This window comes from Methylotuvimicrobium sp. KM1 (assembly GCF_044788715.1).
Taxonomy (GTDB): Bacteria; Pseudomonadota; Gammaproteobacteria; order Methylococcales; family Methylomonadaceae; genus Methylotuvimicrobium.
Genome location: NZ_CP173170.1, coordinates 1,621,253 through 1,639,078 on the forward strand (window position 1 = coordinate 1,621,253; position 17,826 = coordinate 1,639,078).

Below are 17,826 nucleotides of genomic sequence, written 5' to 3' on the forward strand. Positions count from 1 at the left end.
GAGAAACAATGAGTGCATTAATCTGTGGTTCGATGGCTTACGATACCATCATGGTCTTTCATGATAATTTCAGGAATCATATCTTGCCGGAAAAAGTCCACATTCTTAATGTTTCGTTTTTGGTGCCGGTCATGCGCCGCGAATATGGCGGTTGTGCCGGTAATATCGCCTATAACCTCAACTTGCTTGGCGAAGATCCTTTGATCATGGCGACGGTCGGGCACGATTTCGAGCCGTATTCGCAGTGGTTGTCTCAATGCGGCTTGTCCAGCGATTTCATTCGCATTCTCGACGACAATTACACAGGTCAGGCTTATATCACGACCGACCAGGAAGACAATCAAATCACGGCGTTCCATCCCGGTGCGATGAGTTTCTCGCATTTGAACTCGGTGCCGACCGACGGTTCGATTAGCATCGGCATCGTCTCTCCGGATGGCAAGGAAGGCATGCTGCAGCACGCCGAGCAATTCGCCGAACAGGGCATTCCGTTCATATTCGACCCGGGCCAAGGCATGCCGATGTTCGACGCCGATGAACTATTGAAGTTTTTGGAACAGGCGAATTGGGTCACGCTAAACGATTACGAATCCGAAATGATGCAGCAGCGCACCGGATTGTCATTGGATGAAATCGCCGATAAAGTCGAGGCATTAATTGTTACCTTGGGCGGCAACGGTTCGAAAATCTACGTCGGCGGCGAATGCATCGAGATTCCGCCGGTTAAGCCCTCAGCGGTTGTCGATCCGACCGGTTGCGGCGATGCCTACCGAGCCGGGCTCTTATACGGTTTGATGAACGATTTGGGTTGGCCGACGACCGGCAGGATCGCTTCGTTGATGGGTTCGATTAAAATTGAGCATCACGGCACGCAAAATCACAGCTTCGACATCGACACTTTTAAAGACCGTTACCGCGAAACCTTCGGGGCGTCGTTTTGAGTCTAAGCAATACCGAAAAATTGCTCGGTATCATGGCGCGCTTACGCTCGCCGGACGGCGGCTGCGCCTGGGATATCGAGCAGGATTTTTATAGTTTGATCCCGTATACGATCGAGGAGGCTTATGAAGTCGCCGACGCGATCGAGCGCGGCGATTTGGATGACTTGCGCCTGGAGCTTGGCGACTTGTTGTTGCAAGTCGTTTTTCACTCGCGTATCGCCGAAGAGCGCGGTTTGTTCGACTTCGAACAAGTCGCCGGCGAAATCGCCGAAAAGCTGGTTCGGCGTCATCCGCATGTCTTCGGCGATGCGGTTTATCACAGTGACGAGGAGCGCAAACAGGCCTGGGAGCAAGCCAAGCTCGAAGAACGCCAGTCGAAACGCTCCGGCGAATTGCCGGACAGCGTGCTCGATGGCGTTCCGGGGAATCTGCCGGCATTGGTGCAATGCGAAAAAATCCAGAACCGCGCCGCAAGTCATGGTTTCGATTGGCCGGAAGTTTTGCCGGTGTTCGATAAAGTTACCGAAGAATTAGAGGAAGTCAGGGAGGCTTGGGAATCGGGCGATCAAGCCCATATTCAGGAAGAAGTCGGCGATCTGCTCCTGGTCGCGGTCAATCTGGCCCGGCACCTGAAAGTCAATCCCGAAATCGCGCTCCGCGAAAGTACGAAGAAGTTTTCGGCTCGTTTTCAATATATCGAAAAACACGTTCAAGAATCCGGGCGCGAATTGAGAGACTGCGAACTGACCGAGCTCGATGCGTTGTGGGATCAAGCGAAACAGGCGTTGAAAAAGAAGTAGGTCGGGTTAGGCGTAAGCCGTAGCCCGACATGTGGGTTGATCGATGCTCTATTCTCCGATTCCCAAATTCAGGTTTGGGATACTATTCATGCAAGTTATAAGCTTGCCGCCTTCGAGAAGCTGGAGCAGGTTTTGCTAAACTCCTGAGCAAAGAGCTTGGAAATGAGCGAAATCACTTGAATTAACCATTGGTTGATCGGCTTGGAATAATTAAATGTTTTCGTGATTTTCGTGGACAAAACGTTCATTCCATCAACGCCACCGATTTGACCTGAAGCCAGACCGATTGGCCGGGTTCGATTTCGAGTAAATGCGCCGCGCGCTTGGTCAAGCGTGCAACTAAAACGCTTGGCCCGACTTTGACGCTGACCAAGGCCAATCCCGGATGTTCGTCGTCCGCGATAGCTTCTACCTCGCCGGGCAGTACATTCTGAATACTGGAATGTTCCCGATTGTCACAGGCCAGACTAATATCCCTCGCCAGCACTCTGACGCGAACGCGGCGGCCGAGCGCAATGCCTTTGTCCCGCGTCCACAGACTACCGCCCGGAAAATCCAATTTTGCCAAATGCCACTGTGGGTCCCGTTCCGCAACGACCGTGTCGAGCACGACGCCGGCCTCTTCGCCGAGACGTATCGGTAAATCGATTCGCGCCAGTGTTTCCTTGAGTGGTCCGTGAGTTACGACCTTGCCGTTATTCATCGCAACCAGATAATCGGCTAGCCGGGCGACTTCGTCCGGCGAATGGCTGACATAAACGATAGGGATATCGAGTCGATCGCGAAGCTTTTCCAAATAAGGCAAAATCTCTTGCTTACGGGCCGAATCCAGGGCGCTGAGCGGTTCGTCCATCAACAGTAGTCGCGGATTGACCGCGAGCGCGCGGGCAATGCCGACGCGCTGACGTTCGCCGCCGGACAGTCTGTCCGGTTTCCGGTCCAATAAATGACCAATGCCGAAAAGGTCAATGATCGGATCGAGATCGCTCTGCCGGGCAGTGGGAATTCTTTTTCGGCCGTATTGCAGATTATTCAGCACGGTCAGGTGCGGAAATAAACTCGCTTCTTGAAAAACATAACCGATCGGCCGTTTGTGCGGGGGCAACCAGGTATTGCCGTTTTGCCAGATTTCGCCTTTGAACGACAAGAATCCCTGTCCGGCGCGTTCCAGTCCTGCCATGCAGCGCAGCAGCGTGGTCTTGCCGGAACCGGATTGTCCGAACAGCGCGCTGACTCCGCGTCCCGGCAGGGTCAGGTCGATATCGAGCGAAAAGCCGGTCCAATTCAATAAAAAGCGGGCTTCGATTTGGTCTTTCGTCATCGTTCAAGCCTTTTTCGCGCCGGGTCGCCAGGCGTAGACGGTCAGCAGAACCAGGAAAGAAAAGATCAGCATGACTGCGGCCAAACTATGCGCCTCGCCGTATTCCAACGCTTCGACGTGATCATAAATCTGCACCGACGCGACGCGGGTGATGCCGGGAATGTTGCCGCCTATCATCAGCACGACACCGAATTCGCCGACCGTGTGCGCGAACGTCAGCACGCCGGCGGTCAGGAAACCGGGCAAGGCCAGCGGCAAGGCGACGGTAAAAAACGCGTTCAACGGCGAGGCGCGCAATGTCGCGGCTGTCTCCAGAGGTCGGTCGCCGATAGCTTCGAAGGCATTTTGCAGCGGTTGCACCATGAACGGCAGCGAATAGAATACTGACGCCAAAACCAGACCTTCGAACGTGAACGGCAACGGATCGACTCCCAGCCCTTTTGTCAATTGGCCGACCGGGCCGCTCGGCCCCATCGCCAGAAGCAAATAAAAGCCCAACACCGAAGGCGGCAAAACCAACGGCAGAGCAACGACAGCGCCGACCGGGCCTTTCCAGTGCGATTTCGTTCTCGCGAGCCACCAGGCAATAGGCGTACCGACGACGAACAGAATCGCGGTCACGACCAGCGCTAGTTTGAGAGTCAGGATGACCGATTGGAGGTCGCCGGTGCTCAATATCATCACTCTTTCGCCGGTAACGTGAATCCGTAGCGGGTCATCACCTCGCGCGCCGGCTTGGAGTCGACAAAGACGGCGAAGCGTTCGGCCAGGGCATTGTCCGCTGCCCGTTTGGTGATGATATGGCCTTGTGTGAGCGGTTCGTGCAGCGTGTCCGGAATCAAATAATGGTCGCCTTGCCTTGCAAGTTCAGGATTCAACGCCAGAGATAACGCGATGATGCCGATTTGGGCGTTGCCGGTTTGCACGAATTGCGCGGTATGCGCGATATTTTCGCCATACACCAATTTCGGTTCTACGGATGCCCACATCTCGGTCGAGCGAAGTGCTTCTTCGGCCCGCTTGCCGTAAGGGGCGTGTTTCGGATTGGCGATGGCAATGCGGGTAATCGATGAGTCGGTCAGGTTTTTCAGTGTCAGTTTGGAGGCATCCATCTGCGCGCTCCATAACACGATGCGGCCCACGGCATAAGGCTTGACTTCGGATGCCGCGAAACCGGCTTTCGCCAGCTTTTCCGGAAACGCGATGTCAGCCGAGAAATATAGGTCGTAAGGAGCGTCCTGCTGAATCTGCGTAAAAAACTTGCCCGACGAGCCGTAAACGATTTCGATCGTGTCGTCGGGATGCGCTTTCCGGAATTCGGCGGCGATTTCATCGAGCGCGAACTTGAGGTCGGACGCAGCCGCAATCACGATTTTTTCGGCTTGAGCGAGTGAGGCCGCCAAACAACAGACGGCCAGTAGTAACGTTTGAATCGTTTTCATCAGTTTATCTCCGCGGGGTCTTGGATCGGCAATCAGAAGCGAAACAGGCTTTGTACATAGAAATAATCGACGTCCTGGCCGTCGGGCGCATTCGGCGCTTCGCGCGCGAAACCGCCTTTGAACAGATGCGTCCAGCCGGTCTCGAAGTTCAGGCTGCTATTGACGTTCCAGCGTGTCGACAGTTCGATCTGGTGGCCCAGATAGTCGCTCGATGCGTCGCTCGTATCGCGCAAGCCCGCTGCTGTCCAAGAGTCGCGGCTTTCGGCGAGCCAGAAAAAGCGATGGCTGAAAAAAGCTTGAAGGTCGTCGCGCGGCGAAATATTGAGCCGGTAGCCGGGCGAATTAAGATTGCCGCGCGCGACGACACCGTAAATGCCGGTCGGGCTGTATTCGAAGCGCCGCGCGCCGAACAAGGTATCGAAGCGCTCGCTTTTGTCGTCGTTCGGATCGCTGTCGCCGCTTGCATAATCGTAGTGCAGGGCGAGACGCGGCGACCACGGCATGTCGACGGTATAGCCGACCGAAACGTGCTGAAACCAGGCCGTATGATCCAAGTCGCGTCCGTCGCCGGACTCGTTTGTCGCGCGGACCGTTCCGAATTGTCCAGCGGTTTCGAGTTGAAAATCGAATTCGCCTCTGGCCGCCTTGCGGTACCAGCGCATGCCCGGCGTGAACAAGCGCCGGTTGCGTGTCGCATTATCGTTTTGATTGCCTTCGCTAAGATGATACAGATAGATTTCGGCATTGGTTTTCCAACTGATGTCGTAAATCTCCAGAAAGCCGCCGGAGAACCAGGTTTTGTACAATTCCTTATCCCTCTCGTGCTTGCCGTCCAGCAGTTCCTGACGGTCGTTCGGATAGCGGCCGACCGGCATCGTCACGAAACCGTTGAAGTGCCATTTGTCGTTGTCCTGTAAACGCAGCCGTGCGCCGGTGAAGGCATTGATCGTGTTACGGAAGACATTGCGCGCTACCAAGCGGCGGCTACCGAAATTCAGCGTCTGTCGGCCGAGAATCATTTCGGCGCCGATGCCGCTGTCGAGAAAATTCCGTTGCGCGAAGGCCAAATAAGCCTGTAGAAAATCGGCTTCGTTGGCATGGGTGTTGTTGATCGGCGATCCCGAATCGCTTCCGAACTGCCGTGAATCGAGAAATTCGACGCCGAAACGAAACGCATCGAAGCTCGCCTCCAGGCTCAGGCATGTTTCCAGCGGAATCTGTTGATCGCCTCCTTGCGCATGGGCTCTAAATTGCCCATCGAGGATTTCATAGCGAGTGCGTTGTTCGAGCGAGATCGAAAGCCAGTCGGGCAGTGTTAACGCGTCATGTAAGTTCCAGAGCGGTTTTTCATAACGCGGCTGATCCGCCAAATGGTCGTTCATTTGACTCGAAAAGCAAGCAAACGGCGGGACGGCCTGTCTCTTGATGGTGGCATCGGCCAGCGCAATCGGACTCGAAATCATGCCTGCGACCGTCAACGTAATGCCCGGTATGGCGGTGTTTGTAGAATATTCCGATGCTAAATGGGAAAGTGGTTTTTTGAACATCGTGTTAATTTTTACGGTCGGGTTGAAATTGTCGCATTTAACGAATCGTGTGGTCAAAATTGATATAACGCTAATCATAAAGCGAATTCCATACCAATCAATGAAGAAAATGGCGTGCAGTTTTTTCTTAGGATTTCGCGAAAAATAACTTTCTGGAGTTATGCGCTTTGTCGAGGGTTCGGTAACTTGCCTGGCAGGACGCCGTGAATACGTCCAGGCAGGCTCTATGCCAGCTCCATGCTGGCAAAACCCCTTTTTCGGACACCCCGGCGCCTCTTCGGGCACAACCGAAATTTGAAGTGCAAAAGGTATATAAAGGGAGAAGTTTTGTGACGCACGTAATTGGGAATCGTGTGTTTGCTCCTATCGTTATGTTGTTAAGTATATAATGAAAGGTATGAATTGAGCCATTTAAAACCACACCAGGAAATGCGGGCATGAAAAAACTCAACTACTTGATTGCGCTTGCTAAGATCGGTCATTTCGGCCGCGCGGCGGAAGCTTGTCATATTTCCCAGCCGGCATTCAGTTCGGCGATTCAGCATTTGGAAGAGGAATTGGGCGTGACGCTGGTTCAGCGCGGCCAGCGCTTCATGGGATTGACGCCGGTGGGTGAAAAAGTCTTGCTTCGCGCGCAACGCTTGGCGGCCGATTGGGAAAGTTTAAAGCAAGAAGCGGCCGCTTCCGCAGAGCAGTTGGCCGGGACATTGCGTATCGGCGTCATTCCGACGGCCTTGACGGCTTCTACATTTTTCACTCAGGCTTATCGAAAAGAATATCCCCGCATGCATTTTAAGTTGTTCTCGCTGTCCGCAGAGATCATCTTTCGTAAACTCGATGCTTTCGAGCTCGATTTAGGTTTCACCTACCTTGGAGACCCGCGCCTGCAAGGTTTGCATATATTGCCATTGTATCGGGAAAATTATGTCTTGCTGGCGCGTCGGTCCTGGGAGGGCGCTAGGCTGTCATCGATGACCTGGCTCGATGTTGCTAAACTTCCGATGTGTTTGCTCACGCCCAATATGCACAACCGGCAATTACTCGATGCCGTATTCCGCGACGCCGGAGCATCGCCGAACGTAGTCGTCGAGACCGATTCGGTACTGACCTTGTATGCTCATGTAGTCGGTGCAGGATTGTTTACGATCTTACCGCATAGCTTGTTGAGTACGATCGGAACAGGGCAAGAACTGGTTGCAATGCCGTTGCATCCACCTTTTTATCGTCAAATCGGCTTGATCGCGCCGCATCAAAAACAATCTTCACAAATGCAAGAAGCTGCATGGAAAATCGCTGAAACGCTTGAATTACAAAAACAATTCGATGGCTTGATAAGCCGTTTCGATTGATCGATTCGAATAATCGATTGGCCTCTGGTGAGGGTAAAGGTCGACAATAACTGGGTGCTGGATGTGCGTTGATACGAGCGATGTGTATCTTCAATTGGCATGGATCATGCTGATTCACGTTATGTAGTCTTATACATAAAGAATATGGGGAAGTCGATTCCTTGGGTTTGTAATGATTGCTACAAAACTTTGGCGGTTGTCATGAACAAGACATTTGCCGGATCGGTTGTTGGCAATCGTTAAACATAATTATTTTGATGGGTGGCTTATGCGAAAGTTAATCTTAGGGATATCTATAGTGGCTTGGCCTCTAGCAACGATGGCAAATCCCGATATATTCAATTTGGGTGTAGTGGAAATAACGGCCGAGGCCGGCCAGGAAAAATTCAGCGGCAAGGAAACCATAACTGCCGAAGACATCGCCCGGTATAACCGCAACGACGTGGCTTCGGCGTTGAACTTGTTGCCAGGCGTGTCGATACAGAATTTGGGGCAACGTAACGAGCGTTTGATATTTATCCGGGGCTTCAATTCGCGCCAAGTTCCGTTGTTCATGGACGGCATTCCGGTGTACGTCCCTTACGACGGCAACGTCGATTTGAACCGCTTCACGACCTTCGATATCGGCCAGATCGATGTCAGCAAGGGCAATGCGTCTGTGATGTATGGACCAAATACGTTAGGCGGTAGCATTAATTTAATCAGCCGACGGCCGACCAAAGAGCTGGAAGCTAATTTAACGCTCGGCATGGGCATGGATTCGCAATTTGACGATAATTATTACCAAACGGCGTTGAACGTCGGTTCCAATCTCGGTTGGGGCTATATCCAAGGGGGATTTTCGTTTCTGGATCGGCAATCTTGGCGCTTGTCCGACGATTTCAATCCGACGGCTTTCGAGGACGGCGGTATCCGCGAAAACTCCGGCAACACCGACTACAAGGGCAGCATCAAAGTCGCGTTGACGCCGAATGAAACCGACGAATACGCAGTCGGCTTCAACACGCAAAAAGGCCAAAAGGATACACCGCCTTACGCCGGTACCGATCCTGACGTGCGAACGCGATTTTGGCGCTGGCCTTATTGGGACAAGGAAAGTATCTTTTTTGTATCGCGTACGCAATTCGCCGATGTTCATACGGTTAAGCTGCGCGCTTACCACGATACCTTCAAAAACAGTCTGATGTCGTTCGACGATGAGACTTACAGCCGAATCAGCCGGCCCTATGCCTTCGACAGCCAGTACAACGACTATACCTTCGGCGGCGGCATCGAATATATTAATACCTGGTTCGATCATCACGAGATCAAGTTGGGTTTCAACTACAAACAGGACGTACACCGCGAAGTCGACAACCTCGATACCCAAACCCATGTCAACACCCGGCCCAAAACGCCGAAAGAACGCTCGGCCGACGAATATTTTTCGTATGCGATAGAAGACGTTTATACGCCGGCCGACGCCTGGCGATTCGTGTTCGGCGCGAGTTACGACCGGCAACACCGTTTGCAGGCGCAGAACTGGACCGGCACCGGGATGCAGTTGTTTCCGTTGAGCAACCAAGATGCTTATAACGCTCAAGGTGCGGCTTATTATGAGCTGTTCGAGGATTTCGTCCTGCATGCTAGTCTGGCGCACAAAACCCGGTTTCCGACGATCAAGGACCGCTATTCGTTTCGGCTCGGCAATGCCTTGCCGAGTCCCGATCTAAAGGCCGAAAAAGCGTTGAATTACGAGTTCGGCGTTGACGGCAAGGCATTCGGCATGCTCGATTACGGTGCGGCGATATTTTTCAATCAAATCGACAGCGCGATCGAGGAGGTCACGCTGGACAGAAACTTTTGTACCGCGCAAGGGCTCAATCCGCGCTGTTTTCAACAGCAAAACATCGGCGAACAGGAAAATCTCGGGATCGAACTGTACACCACCGTCGATATCAACGACGAGTGGCGCTTACATGCCAATTACACCTGGCTCGACCGCAACAATATCACTAACCCGGCTATCAAGCCGCTCGACACGATCAAACACAAGATGTTCGCCTCATTGGAATATCAACCCTTCCAGTATCTGCGTCTTTTGGCGAGCGCCGAATACAATTCCGACCGGTTTAGCGATACGCTGGGCGTGAGAATTGCCGACGAATTCGTGATCGCGAATTTGAAAGCATCTTTTCCGGTGCATGAAAATTTCAGCGCCGAATTCGGCGTCAACAACGTCACCGACGAAAACTATGCTTATCAGGAAGGTTTTTCCGAGCAAGGGCGTAATTATTTCGCAAACCTGAATTTGCGCTATTGAGGCGGAGGGGATAAATGATGAGAATTCAATTCGTAGTTTTTATGATGTCGTGTCTGACTGCTTACGATGCGGTGGCCAAACAAACGTTGACGGTGCTGACGGCCTATCATGAAGAAGTCGTCGCCCAATTTGAAACCGCGTTCGAGCGCGTGCATCCCGACATCGACGTCAAGATCATTTGGCGCATGCCGCACGATGCGCTGCCTTATCTGCGTCAACCCGAGCAAGGCGGCGTCGATGTCTATTGGTCGGCCTCACTGCATAATTTTTTGCAGTTGAAACAGGAAGGCGTTTGGCAAAAGCTCAAATTAGACCGTAGCGGCCTGCCGGAAAAGTTAGGAGCGATGCCGCTGGCCGATCCGGACGGCTTTTACCGGGCAAGCGAAATGGCCGGCTACGGTTTCGTGGTGAATCCGGGTTATTTGCAAAAACACGCTCTACCGCAACCGAACACCTGGCTGGATTTAGCCGATGCGCGTTATGGCGGCCATATCGCGTTGCCTGTGCCGTCCCGATTCGGCTTCGCGCCGCTGATGATCGACAGTGTTTTGCAACAGTACGGTTGGGGACGAGGCTGGGCGTTGGCGCCGGATACGTTATTCTCACCGCGCATCGGGCCGCCGGTATTCGGATTGGGTTTATTGGAGGCGGTTGCCTACGACACGATCCGGCAATTGGCCGAACGCAGCCGTAATCAGGGACTCAACGGCCGGCCGAATATCGTCTGGGATAGCGAGCGGAAACGCAAGGTCATCGGGCGTTTCGGGCTTAAAGCAAATGTCGCGACGTTAAAACAACAAATCACCGGTGCATTCATCGGCGATATGGGCATTACTTCATCGCTGCATCCGAACGAAAATTGCAGTTCCGTACAAATTGCCTGTCAACAGGCTCCGTCGGCTCGGCAGCCGGAATTGGACGATACCCAGCTCGGAGCGGTGCTGACTTATCTACGTCTTTTGCAAGTTCCGGCCCAACGTAACGCCGGCGACTCCGGAGTGCGCCAAGGCGAACGGCTGTTCGCCGAAATCGGCTGCGCGAACTGCCATACGCCGACAGTGCGCACCGGTAATTTTTCCGAATTGCCGGCCCTGTCCAATCAATCCATCCATCCTTATACCGACTTACTGTTACACGATATGGGGGAAGGCCTGGCCGACGGCCGTCCCGATTTCGAGGCCGGCGGCCGCGATTGGCGAACGCCGCCGCTGTGGGGTATCGGTTTGGTCGAGCGCATCAACGGACACACTTTCTTTCTGCATGACGGCCGCGCCCGAAATCTAATGGAAGCCGTGCTGTGGCATGGCGGCGAGGCACGGCTTGCCAGGCAGCATTTCGAACGCTTGTCATCGGACGAGCGTTGGCATGTCGTTCGATTTTTGGAATCATTATGACGTTTCCAATTAAAATTCGAATCGTCTACTGCAAAATTAAGGGATGTCAACCATGACAGAAACCGAAAAACCTTCCACCGCTATTGCTAAAGAAAAGCCGTTCGAACGGCTTGTCGAAGGCGAGCTACGCATTGCTGGCGCATTTACTTGGAAGTTGTGTAATTTACTGAGCGCGATCGAATCGACCGGTTCGCTCAATCGTGCCGCGAAACAGGTCGGTCTGAGTTACAAGGGTGCGTGGGAAATTTTGGAGCGCGCCAACAATCTTTCGCCGCGACTGCTGGTGACGACCGCAATCGGCGGAAAACACGGCGGCGGCAGTGTTTTGACCGACGCCGGAAAAAGCCTGCTGAAACTGTTGGCCAAACTGCGTAAAGAGCACGATCAGTTTTTGGATCGTATCAACTGCGAATTGGCAGCCGATAACGAGTTCAATTACTTAATCAGGAGAACGTTTATGAAAGCCAGTGCACGGAATCAATTTTTCGGAACCGTCAAGGAAATTCACGAAGGCGGTATCAATGTCGAAATCGTCATTGCATTGAAAGGCGGGGATACCTTGGTTGCCGCGATAACCCAGGAGTCGATGAAGAAACTGGGTGTCGCGGTAGGCGTCGAGGTCGTGGCCTTGATCAAGGCGCCGCAAGTGCTGATCGTGAGCGATCTAGGGCCGTACCAGCTGAGTGCGCGCAATCAGTTGTCGGGAACGGTGTCGCGCTTGCAAAAAGGGGGCGTAAACACCGAAGTCGTGGTAGGGCTCCCCGGCGGCAATTCGGTTTATGCGACGGTGACCAACGACAGCGTCGAGGAGCTGGGACTTGTCGAAGGAAACGACGTCATTGCGGCCTTTAAAGCCAATGCGGTGTTTTTGGCGGTAGCCTCTTGACTGACGTTGAAAAGAAACGGAGTTTGCTAGCAAACCCCGCACCGAGTAAACCATAAAATTATCTGAAGTATCCAGGCTTATTGCCGCTCGATCGACAAATCCTTCGCCCAGCAGTCGATAGGTCTATCCAAAGTTAGCGTTTCGTCTTCGAATTATAACCGTCTATTAATCGGATTTTTCGGACCATTACACTAACTAGTCAATTTCGTTTAGAATTAAAATAAAGAATATATAAGATTGCCTTGAGCTTGCCAAAATAACGAGGCAAAGCTCAAGTCCTGTTTTTTTATTGAACAGAAGGAGAATATGGCAATGAGGATTTATGAACGATAATCCTTAGTTTTCCGTCCTTTCCTTTTTTGAAAACCCACGTTTTATCAACCATTACTTCATTACCGTTCTTGTCTGTAACCCATACATTACCCATTGTAATAGCTACCGAACCATATATTTGTATACCTTCGTTATTATTTCCAGCATTATCATAGCGGGCCTTAACCCATGGCTTAAGAGCAAAGCCTTTATCATTCGGATAATCAGGGTCACCACCAACGAAATATGCTAGCGCGCCTTTTCTAGTATTTCTAAATGTCTGGTCGCCAAAAGCCAACGTAGGCTTAAAGAACACTTTCCCAAAATCATAGTTATACGCGTCTGAAAGTAATTTTTCAGCATAGGTCTTGTAATCTCCACCGTCTTCTTTCAATTTTCCTATTTTAACCAGCGCATCGCACCAAGCTTGTTGTGCTGCATTAACTTCATCATAAGTAATAATAGAATGTGTCCCTTCTTCGACGTAGACCAATCCCAGTTCATTAATGACTTTTTGTACTTCCGTGTTTGTTTTTGAAGCCTCTGTTAACGCTTCTTTTTTTTCCGGGGTGGTGCAGGACGCCAATAAGATTATCATCCCAAGAAAAAACAGAATATTTTTATTTGCATTCATATAGCATCTCCGATTAACTAAAAATAAATCACTGATTCTAATTCAAAATATTAATTCCCGCCCCCCTGTCTCGGCAGTTCTCCGATTAGCATGAGAGTAATTGGAATGCTTTGAGCATCCCTTGCCAACGATTGCTTTAAAGCTAATCGTATCTAAAGCCCTGTCACGCACACAATGCAAAAACTTGGGGTCATGGAGCCAGGTCTTGAATTTTGCAAATACGTGCTTGCATAAACGAGACTTGATGCAAACTACAAGGCCTGACCCTAATCACTCCTGTGAACCATGGCCAATGGGCTATAGTATTTAGTTGATTCTTTGACGGGGCCCAGGTTCCGAATTTTGATCTACGGGTATATTATTTTTGTTCGCCATTTTCGCGATCAGCCAACAATGAGTTAACTTCATCGACCGTTAATGGTTTATTGAAGAAATATCCTTGAATTCCGTCGCATGCAAAATTTTGAAAAAATGCCAATTGCGTTGCCGTTTCTACACCTTCGATGACAACGCTCAATTCCAAGTTGTTCGCCAGTGTAATTATTGCTTTGGCAATCGCCGCATCGCCTGAATCGGTTGCGACGTTTTTTACGAAACACTTGTCTACTTTGAGTTGATCGATAGGTAAGTTCCTCAATAAGTTGAGAGACGAATAACCGGTTCCGAAATCATCGATGGCAATAGAAACGCCTTGAGATCTGATTCTAGTTAATAGATCGATAACCGTGTCGATATCGTCGGTTAACACACTCTCGGTAATTTCCAGCTTAATGACGCCTTCGGGGATTTTATGCTCGGTCAACAATTGTGTGATGCTTTCGGCAAGATTCGTCTGTAGAAACTGCCTTGGCGAAAGATTAACCGAAACGGTAAATCCGGTGAAACCGTCATCCGACCAAGCCCTCACTTGCCGGCACACGTCAGCAATAACCCATTCGCCAATCGGGATGATTAAACCGGTTTCCTCTGCCAACCCGATAAATTGGTCGGGGGAAATAAATCCTTTTTCTTCATGGCGCCAGCGCAATAAAGCTTCCAACCCTACTAAACGCTTTCCCCAAAGATCCCATTGCGGCTGATAAAAAACCTCAAATTCTTGCTTTGCTATAGCTTGATGAAGATCCGCTTCAAGGGCCAATCTCTCGGCCGTCCATTTTTCGATTTCCGGACTATAAAAGCCATACCGGTTGCGGCCAAGCGCTTTTACCCGATACATTGCCGTATCCGCATATCTCATTAGATTTTCTTCTTGTTCGGCGTCTTGCGGAAAAAGGCTGATTCCAATACTGAAACTTATATAAAGTAACTTATCTTGAATAACGAATGGTTCTGAACAAGCCAGTCTGATTTTTTCGGCAACTTCCGCAGCGCTTTGAGAATGATGAACATTGGCTAAAATTACTACAAATTCGTCCCCGCCCCATCTTGCGGCACTGTCGACCGATCGAATGCAGCTTTGTAAACGTAGAGCAATATGCTTTAGTAATTCATCGCCGGCATCGTGACCTAAACTATCGTTTATTTTTTTAAAATGATCCAGGTCCATGAAAAATATGGCCGCACCGCTCCGGTCGCGTCGTGCTTGAGCCAATACTTTGTTGAGGCGATCGCTAAACAACACGCGATTCGGCAAACCGGTCAGGGTGTCGTGTGTAGCTAAGTGAGTCATTTGGCGGCTGATTTGCAACGTTTCGCTTATATCGCTAATAGCTAAAACGTAACCTTCTCGGACTCCCTGATCGTTTGGCATGATATTCATTGTTATTCTGACGGCGATCTGTGCTCCATGCCGGTTTATCAAGAATAAGGGCTTTTGTTCGATGCCGGACGAAATATCGGGGTTGCAGTTCCCGTCCAGATCGTAAAATCTGGCCGATGTTTCATATCCGTCCATCAAATTGACGACTTCGTTTAGCGTTCTCCCCCTTACTTCTTCGAAAGAATAGCCGGTCAAGCGCTCGGCTACCGGATTCATAAAACTAATGTAACCGTCGGCATCCGTCGCTACAACACCATCACCTACCGATTTAAGGATAGTAGCGGTATTCTTTTTTTCCCTTGCCAAATAGAGGTCTGCGAATTCTAAACGTCGCGCAGTCCATAGGGCATGGAGGAAAAGCTGCCCAGCTAATGAGGAGGCTGGAGAAAACCAAATCGATACCCGATTCATCAAAATATAAGCGGAAAGGACGGTACATATTAACACCGCCACCGAACCTAATAAGCCGATCCAAGGCATTCGAATCGATTGAGTCCGGCTTGCAAGCACTACCAGTAAACACGACAATAGTAACTGCGATGGATGATTTAACTTATCGATCGATAGATTATTTAAGAGTGCATTGAGGACTTGTCCGTGCAGCTCCAGACCGCTCATGGGGGTCGTGTTGACAGTAACCGGGGTGGGAAACCGCTGTCCGAGACCGGACGCCGTCATGCCGATCAGCACCCAGCGCCCTTCAAGACGGTTTAAAAATCGGTCGTCGGACAAGACATCTACATAGGAAATTTTTTGCAGCTTACCTGATGAATTGATAAAAGGAATTGCAACTGGCTCCGATCGTTGCCAATGCTCGACATCATGGCCGGCCGCATGGGGAAAATTTATCGATTTATTTCCCGTTCGCCAAACGGCCTGAGCAAAATAAGGCCAGGGATAGCCGTCTTCCATCAGCCAAAGAAAGACGCTTCTGACCACATTGTCTTCCTCAAGCCGAATCTCGGTATGGCCTACCGAAGCAGCAGCTTGAGCAAACTCTAAAAGTGGCGGAATGAATTTTTGTTGCGTAGTATTTGGTTGAAGTTCGGGGGCTAACGGTAAAACGACACGGCCGTTTCTAGCGATGGCTCGCGCCAAAAGACGGTCCCCTTGCGAGTCTCCTTGTTCCGCCTCGGCGAATAATATGTCCATTCCAACTGCATTAACGTTTACTGATGTCAACCTGTCCAATAGCCGAGCATGTAGACGACGGGACCAGGGCCAACGGCCCAATTGCCTAATACTTTTTTCGTCGATCTCGACTAGTACTATGTCGGAATGGACGGTATGTTTAGTCAGTCGCACGACCCAGTCGTAAATAAAAATATCCCAATTTCGAAGGTAATCCGAATAAGTCAAACCTATTGTTACAAAGACCGCAAGGATCAAGCTTGAATGGGAAATGGGAAATTTCGTCATTAACTACTATCAAATGGCGAACAAAGCGAAAAGCAACAATAGCAACAGCCACCAATACCAACTTCTTGGCACTTCCAAAGTTTGCGTGGTTCCGAAAGGATTTTCGAATCCGTCTGCATCGATCGTTCGAATCCGCATGTAATACGTGCCACTATCCGGTTTATCGAGTTCGATATTCGGTTCATCGACTGTTTTGTCGACAAGCGGTGCCGAAAACGAAGGCTCATCGGCCAATTGAAATTGATACCGTTGACCGGGTAACCCGGCACGCCACCGGATTTGTAAATGCTCGTCGGATATCTCAGGCTCTTCAAGTGTCGGAGCCGGAACGACTCGGCGAAAATGTTGAGCATCGCTGAAAGGGCCTAACCCCTCATTTTCATCAACTGCAGCCACTCGCCAGTAGTAATCGCCCAAAGGTAATTCGTCAGGCGAGACGAATTGACTTTCGTCAACTTCTAAATTATCGGTAACTAGCTCCCGGAACTCCGAATCTTTCGCCAACTGAAAATGAAATTGCTCGATATCGACGGGCTTAGACCATACAAAAACAGCGCGTTCTTCGGTCACGCCGCTTGCCGGTTTCGGCTCCAACAACAACGGTGGTTCCGGTCTCGCATTAAGCTCGATTCGAGTAGCCGCGTTCAATCCTTCAAGACCGCTGGCATCAATGGCACGAATTCGAAAAAAATAATTCCCGTCGGGTAAATCAGGGCCTTTAAACAGATTCCCGGCAAAAGTATTATCGAGCATCAAACTACGAAAATCTTCCCTTAGACTGATTTGTACCCGATATCCCGAACTACCGGAAACTTCAGGAATCCCAAGTTGAATCGGAACTTGTTCCAATACTCGAGGCAACGCGTCGACATTAGGAGCAGGCAATAAATCGACAGGAGGCGCAGGAGGTTCGGAGCCGCGAATCAACAAACCTTGATTCGCCTTCACGAATCGCGAGACGCCCGCACCGGTCACTTCGATCTTTCCGCCCAGCACTTCAGCACGGCTGACGGCGTTTCCCTCGTCTTGATTGACACGGTAGTCCGTGCCTCTAACGGAAGTAGTAGCAGAAGGCGTTTTAATCTCGAAGCGATTGGCCGGTCCGGTACTCGGCTCGACTTGAGTTTCCAACCTTCCTTTCTCGAGCATCAACCGGTTATCGACCATTCCGGAATCGCCGAATATGCCGATTCGGTCCAAATGCAAATGACTTTTTTCCTGTAGTAACAAAAACGAGCCGTCGATAAATTGCAATCTAACATTGCTGTCGTCCAGGGTTTCAATCTTATCCCCTTCTACCAGCAAGCTACCGGCACTTAATGGCAAACGCCGACCTCCATCTGCCTCTATAACCCATGCTTGGCCATGCATGTCGAAAACCCTTACGAAAAAAGGAGACGTTTTAAGCCACTTGACGGGAACTTTAATTTTGGTGCCCGGTGGAATCTTATAAGGATCTACTATTTGATTGTAGGTTTTGAGGCGTTCGGTAAAAGACACGTTTTTAAGGTAGCGATCGGCCAATACCCACAAGTTTTCACCCGCACTAACGGTGTAAATCCAATCGTCGGAGGCAATAACGCGAGTCGATGACAAAAAGATGAGTATGAGAACGAATAATAGTTTACGTTGGACTCTACCATTCAAGTCATGATGATCTCGCATAAAAAATTTCCTCTCCTGTTTACAGTGTTTGCGGTTTATGGTGCATGCTTCCTTA

The 17,826-nt window shown here is 50.6% G+C and carries 13 protein-coding genes; 6 read left to right on the forward strand and 7 right to left on the reverse strand.

Going from position 1 to position 17,826, the window contains the following annotated elements; genetic code table 11:
• Nucleotides 1–8: 8 nt before the first annotated feature.
• Nucleotides 9–941, forward strand: a complete 933-nt coding sequence (locus ACINK7_RS06885) for a carbohydrate kinase family protein (RefSeq protein ID WP_404360572.1) — start codon at nucleotides 9–11, stop codon at nucleotides 939–941.
• Complete coding sequence (gene mazG, locus ACINK7_RS06890; protein WP_404360574.1) at nucleotides 938–1,741, forward strand: nucleoside triphosphate pyrophosphohydrolase; 804 nt, start codon at nucleotides 938–940, stop codon at nucleotides 1,739–1,741. Before ACINK7_RS06885 ends, mazG begins: the two co-directional genes overlap by 4 nt.
• A gap of 244 nt (nucleotides 1,742–1,985) precedes the next feature.
• Here mazG and modC read toward each other — a convergent pair whose 3' ends face one another.
• Genes modC through ACINK7_RS06910 form a run of 4 tightly spaced genes read right to left on the reverse strand, consistent with a single transcriptional unit; the run spans nucleotide 1,986 to nucleotide 6,051 of the window.
• A complete protein-coding gene (gene modC / locus ACINK7_RS06895) occupies nucleotides 1,986–3,062 on the reverse strand; it encodes a molybdenum ABC transporter ATP-binding protein (RefSeq protein ID WP_404360575.1) in 1,077 nt (358 codons plus the stop codon).
• Nucleotides 3,063–3,065: 3 nt separating this feature from the next.
• On the reverse strand, nucleotides 3,066–3,743 hold the full coding sequence (modB, locus tag ACINK7_RS06900; RefSeq protein WP_404361423.1) for a molybdate ABC transporter permease subunit: 678 nt from the start codon (nucleotides 3,741–3,743) through the stop codon (nucleotides 3,066–3,068).
• Nucleotides 3,743–4,504: a molybdate ABC transporter substrate-binding protein gene (modA, locus tag ACINK7_RS06905; protein WP_404360576.1), complete on the reverse strand. Its 762-nt coding sequence runs from the start codon at nucleotides 4,502–4,504 to the stop codon at nucleotides 3,743–3,745. The genes modB and modA overlap by 1 nt, the downstream gene beginning before the upstream one ends.
• A gap of 32 nt (nucleotides 4,505–4,536) precedes the next feature.
• Nucleotides 4,537–6,051 carry an alginate export family protein gene (locus tag ACINK7_RS06910; protein ID WP_404360577.1) on the reverse strand — a complete coding sequence of 505 codons (1,515 nt, stop codon included), beginning with the start codon at nucleotides 6,049–6,051 and terminating at the stop codon, nucleotides 4,537–4,539.
• Nucleotides 6,052–6,488: 437 nt separating this feature from the next.
• On the opposite strand from ACINK7_RS06910, the gene ACINK7_RS06915 reads away from it, so the two are divergent.
• From ACINK7_RS06915 to ACINK7_RS06930, 4 genes are all read left to right on the forward strand, one after another.
• Nucleotides 6,489–7,400 carry a LysR family transcriptional regulator gene (locus tag ACINK7_RS06915; protein ID WP_404360578.1) on the forward strand — a complete coding sequence of 304 codons (912 nt, stop codon included), beginning with the start codon at nucleotides 6,489–6,491 and terminating at the stop codon, nucleotides 7,398–7,400.
• Nucleotides 7,401–7,698: 298 nt separating this feature from the next.
• Complete coding sequence (locus ACINK7_RS06920; protein WP_404360579.1) at nucleotides 7,699–9,702, forward strand: TonB-dependent receptor plug domain-containing protein; 2,004 nt, start codon at nucleotides 7,699–7,701, stop codon at nucleotides 9,700–9,702.
• A 14-nt stretch (nucleotides 9,703–9,716) separates the two neighbouring features.
• Nucleotides 9,717–11,096 (forward strand): di-heme oxidoredictase family protein, encoded by a 1,380-nt coding sequence (locus tag ACINK7_RS06925; RefSeq protein WP_404360580.1) that lies wholly within the window; start codon nucleotides 9,717–9,719, stop codon nucleotides 11,094–11,096.
• A 52-nt stretch (nucleotides 11,097–11,148) separates the two neighbouring features.
• On the forward strand, nucleotides 11,149–11,982 hold the full coding sequence (locus ACINK7_RS06930) for a TOBE domain-containing protein (RefSeq protein WP_404360581.1): 834 nt from the start codon (nucleotides 11,149–11,151) through the stop codon (nucleotides 11,980–11,982).
• A 286-nt stretch (nucleotides 11,983–12,268) separates the two neighbouring features.
• On the opposite strand, the gene ACINK7_RS06935 is transcribed toward ACINK7_RS06930, so the two are convergent.
• The 3 genes from ACINK7_RS06935 to ACINK7_RS06945 form a co-directional block, all read right to left on the reverse strand.
• Complete coding sequence (locus tag ACINK7_RS06935) at nucleotides 12,269–12,928, reverse strand: hypothetical protein (protein WP_404360582.1); 660 nt, start codon at nucleotides 12,926–12,928, stop codon at nucleotides 12,269–12,271.
• 358 nt (nucleotides 12,929–13,286) lie between these two features.
• Nucleotides 13,287–16,106, reverse strand: a complete 2,820-nt coding sequence (locus ACINK7_RS06940) for an EAL domain-containing protein (RefSeq protein ID WP_404360583.1) — start codon at nucleotides 16,104–16,106, stop codon at nucleotides 13,287–13,289.
• A 9-nt stretch (nucleotides 16,107–16,115) separates the two neighbouring features.
• Nucleotides 16,116–17,771: a FecR domain-containing protein gene (locus ACINK7_RS06945; RefSeq protein WP_404360584.1), complete on the reverse strand. Its 1,656-nt coding sequence runs from the start codon at nucleotides 17,769–17,771 to the stop codon at nucleotides 16,116–16,118.
• Between the last annotated feature and the right edge of the window lie 55 nt (nucleotides 17,772–17,826).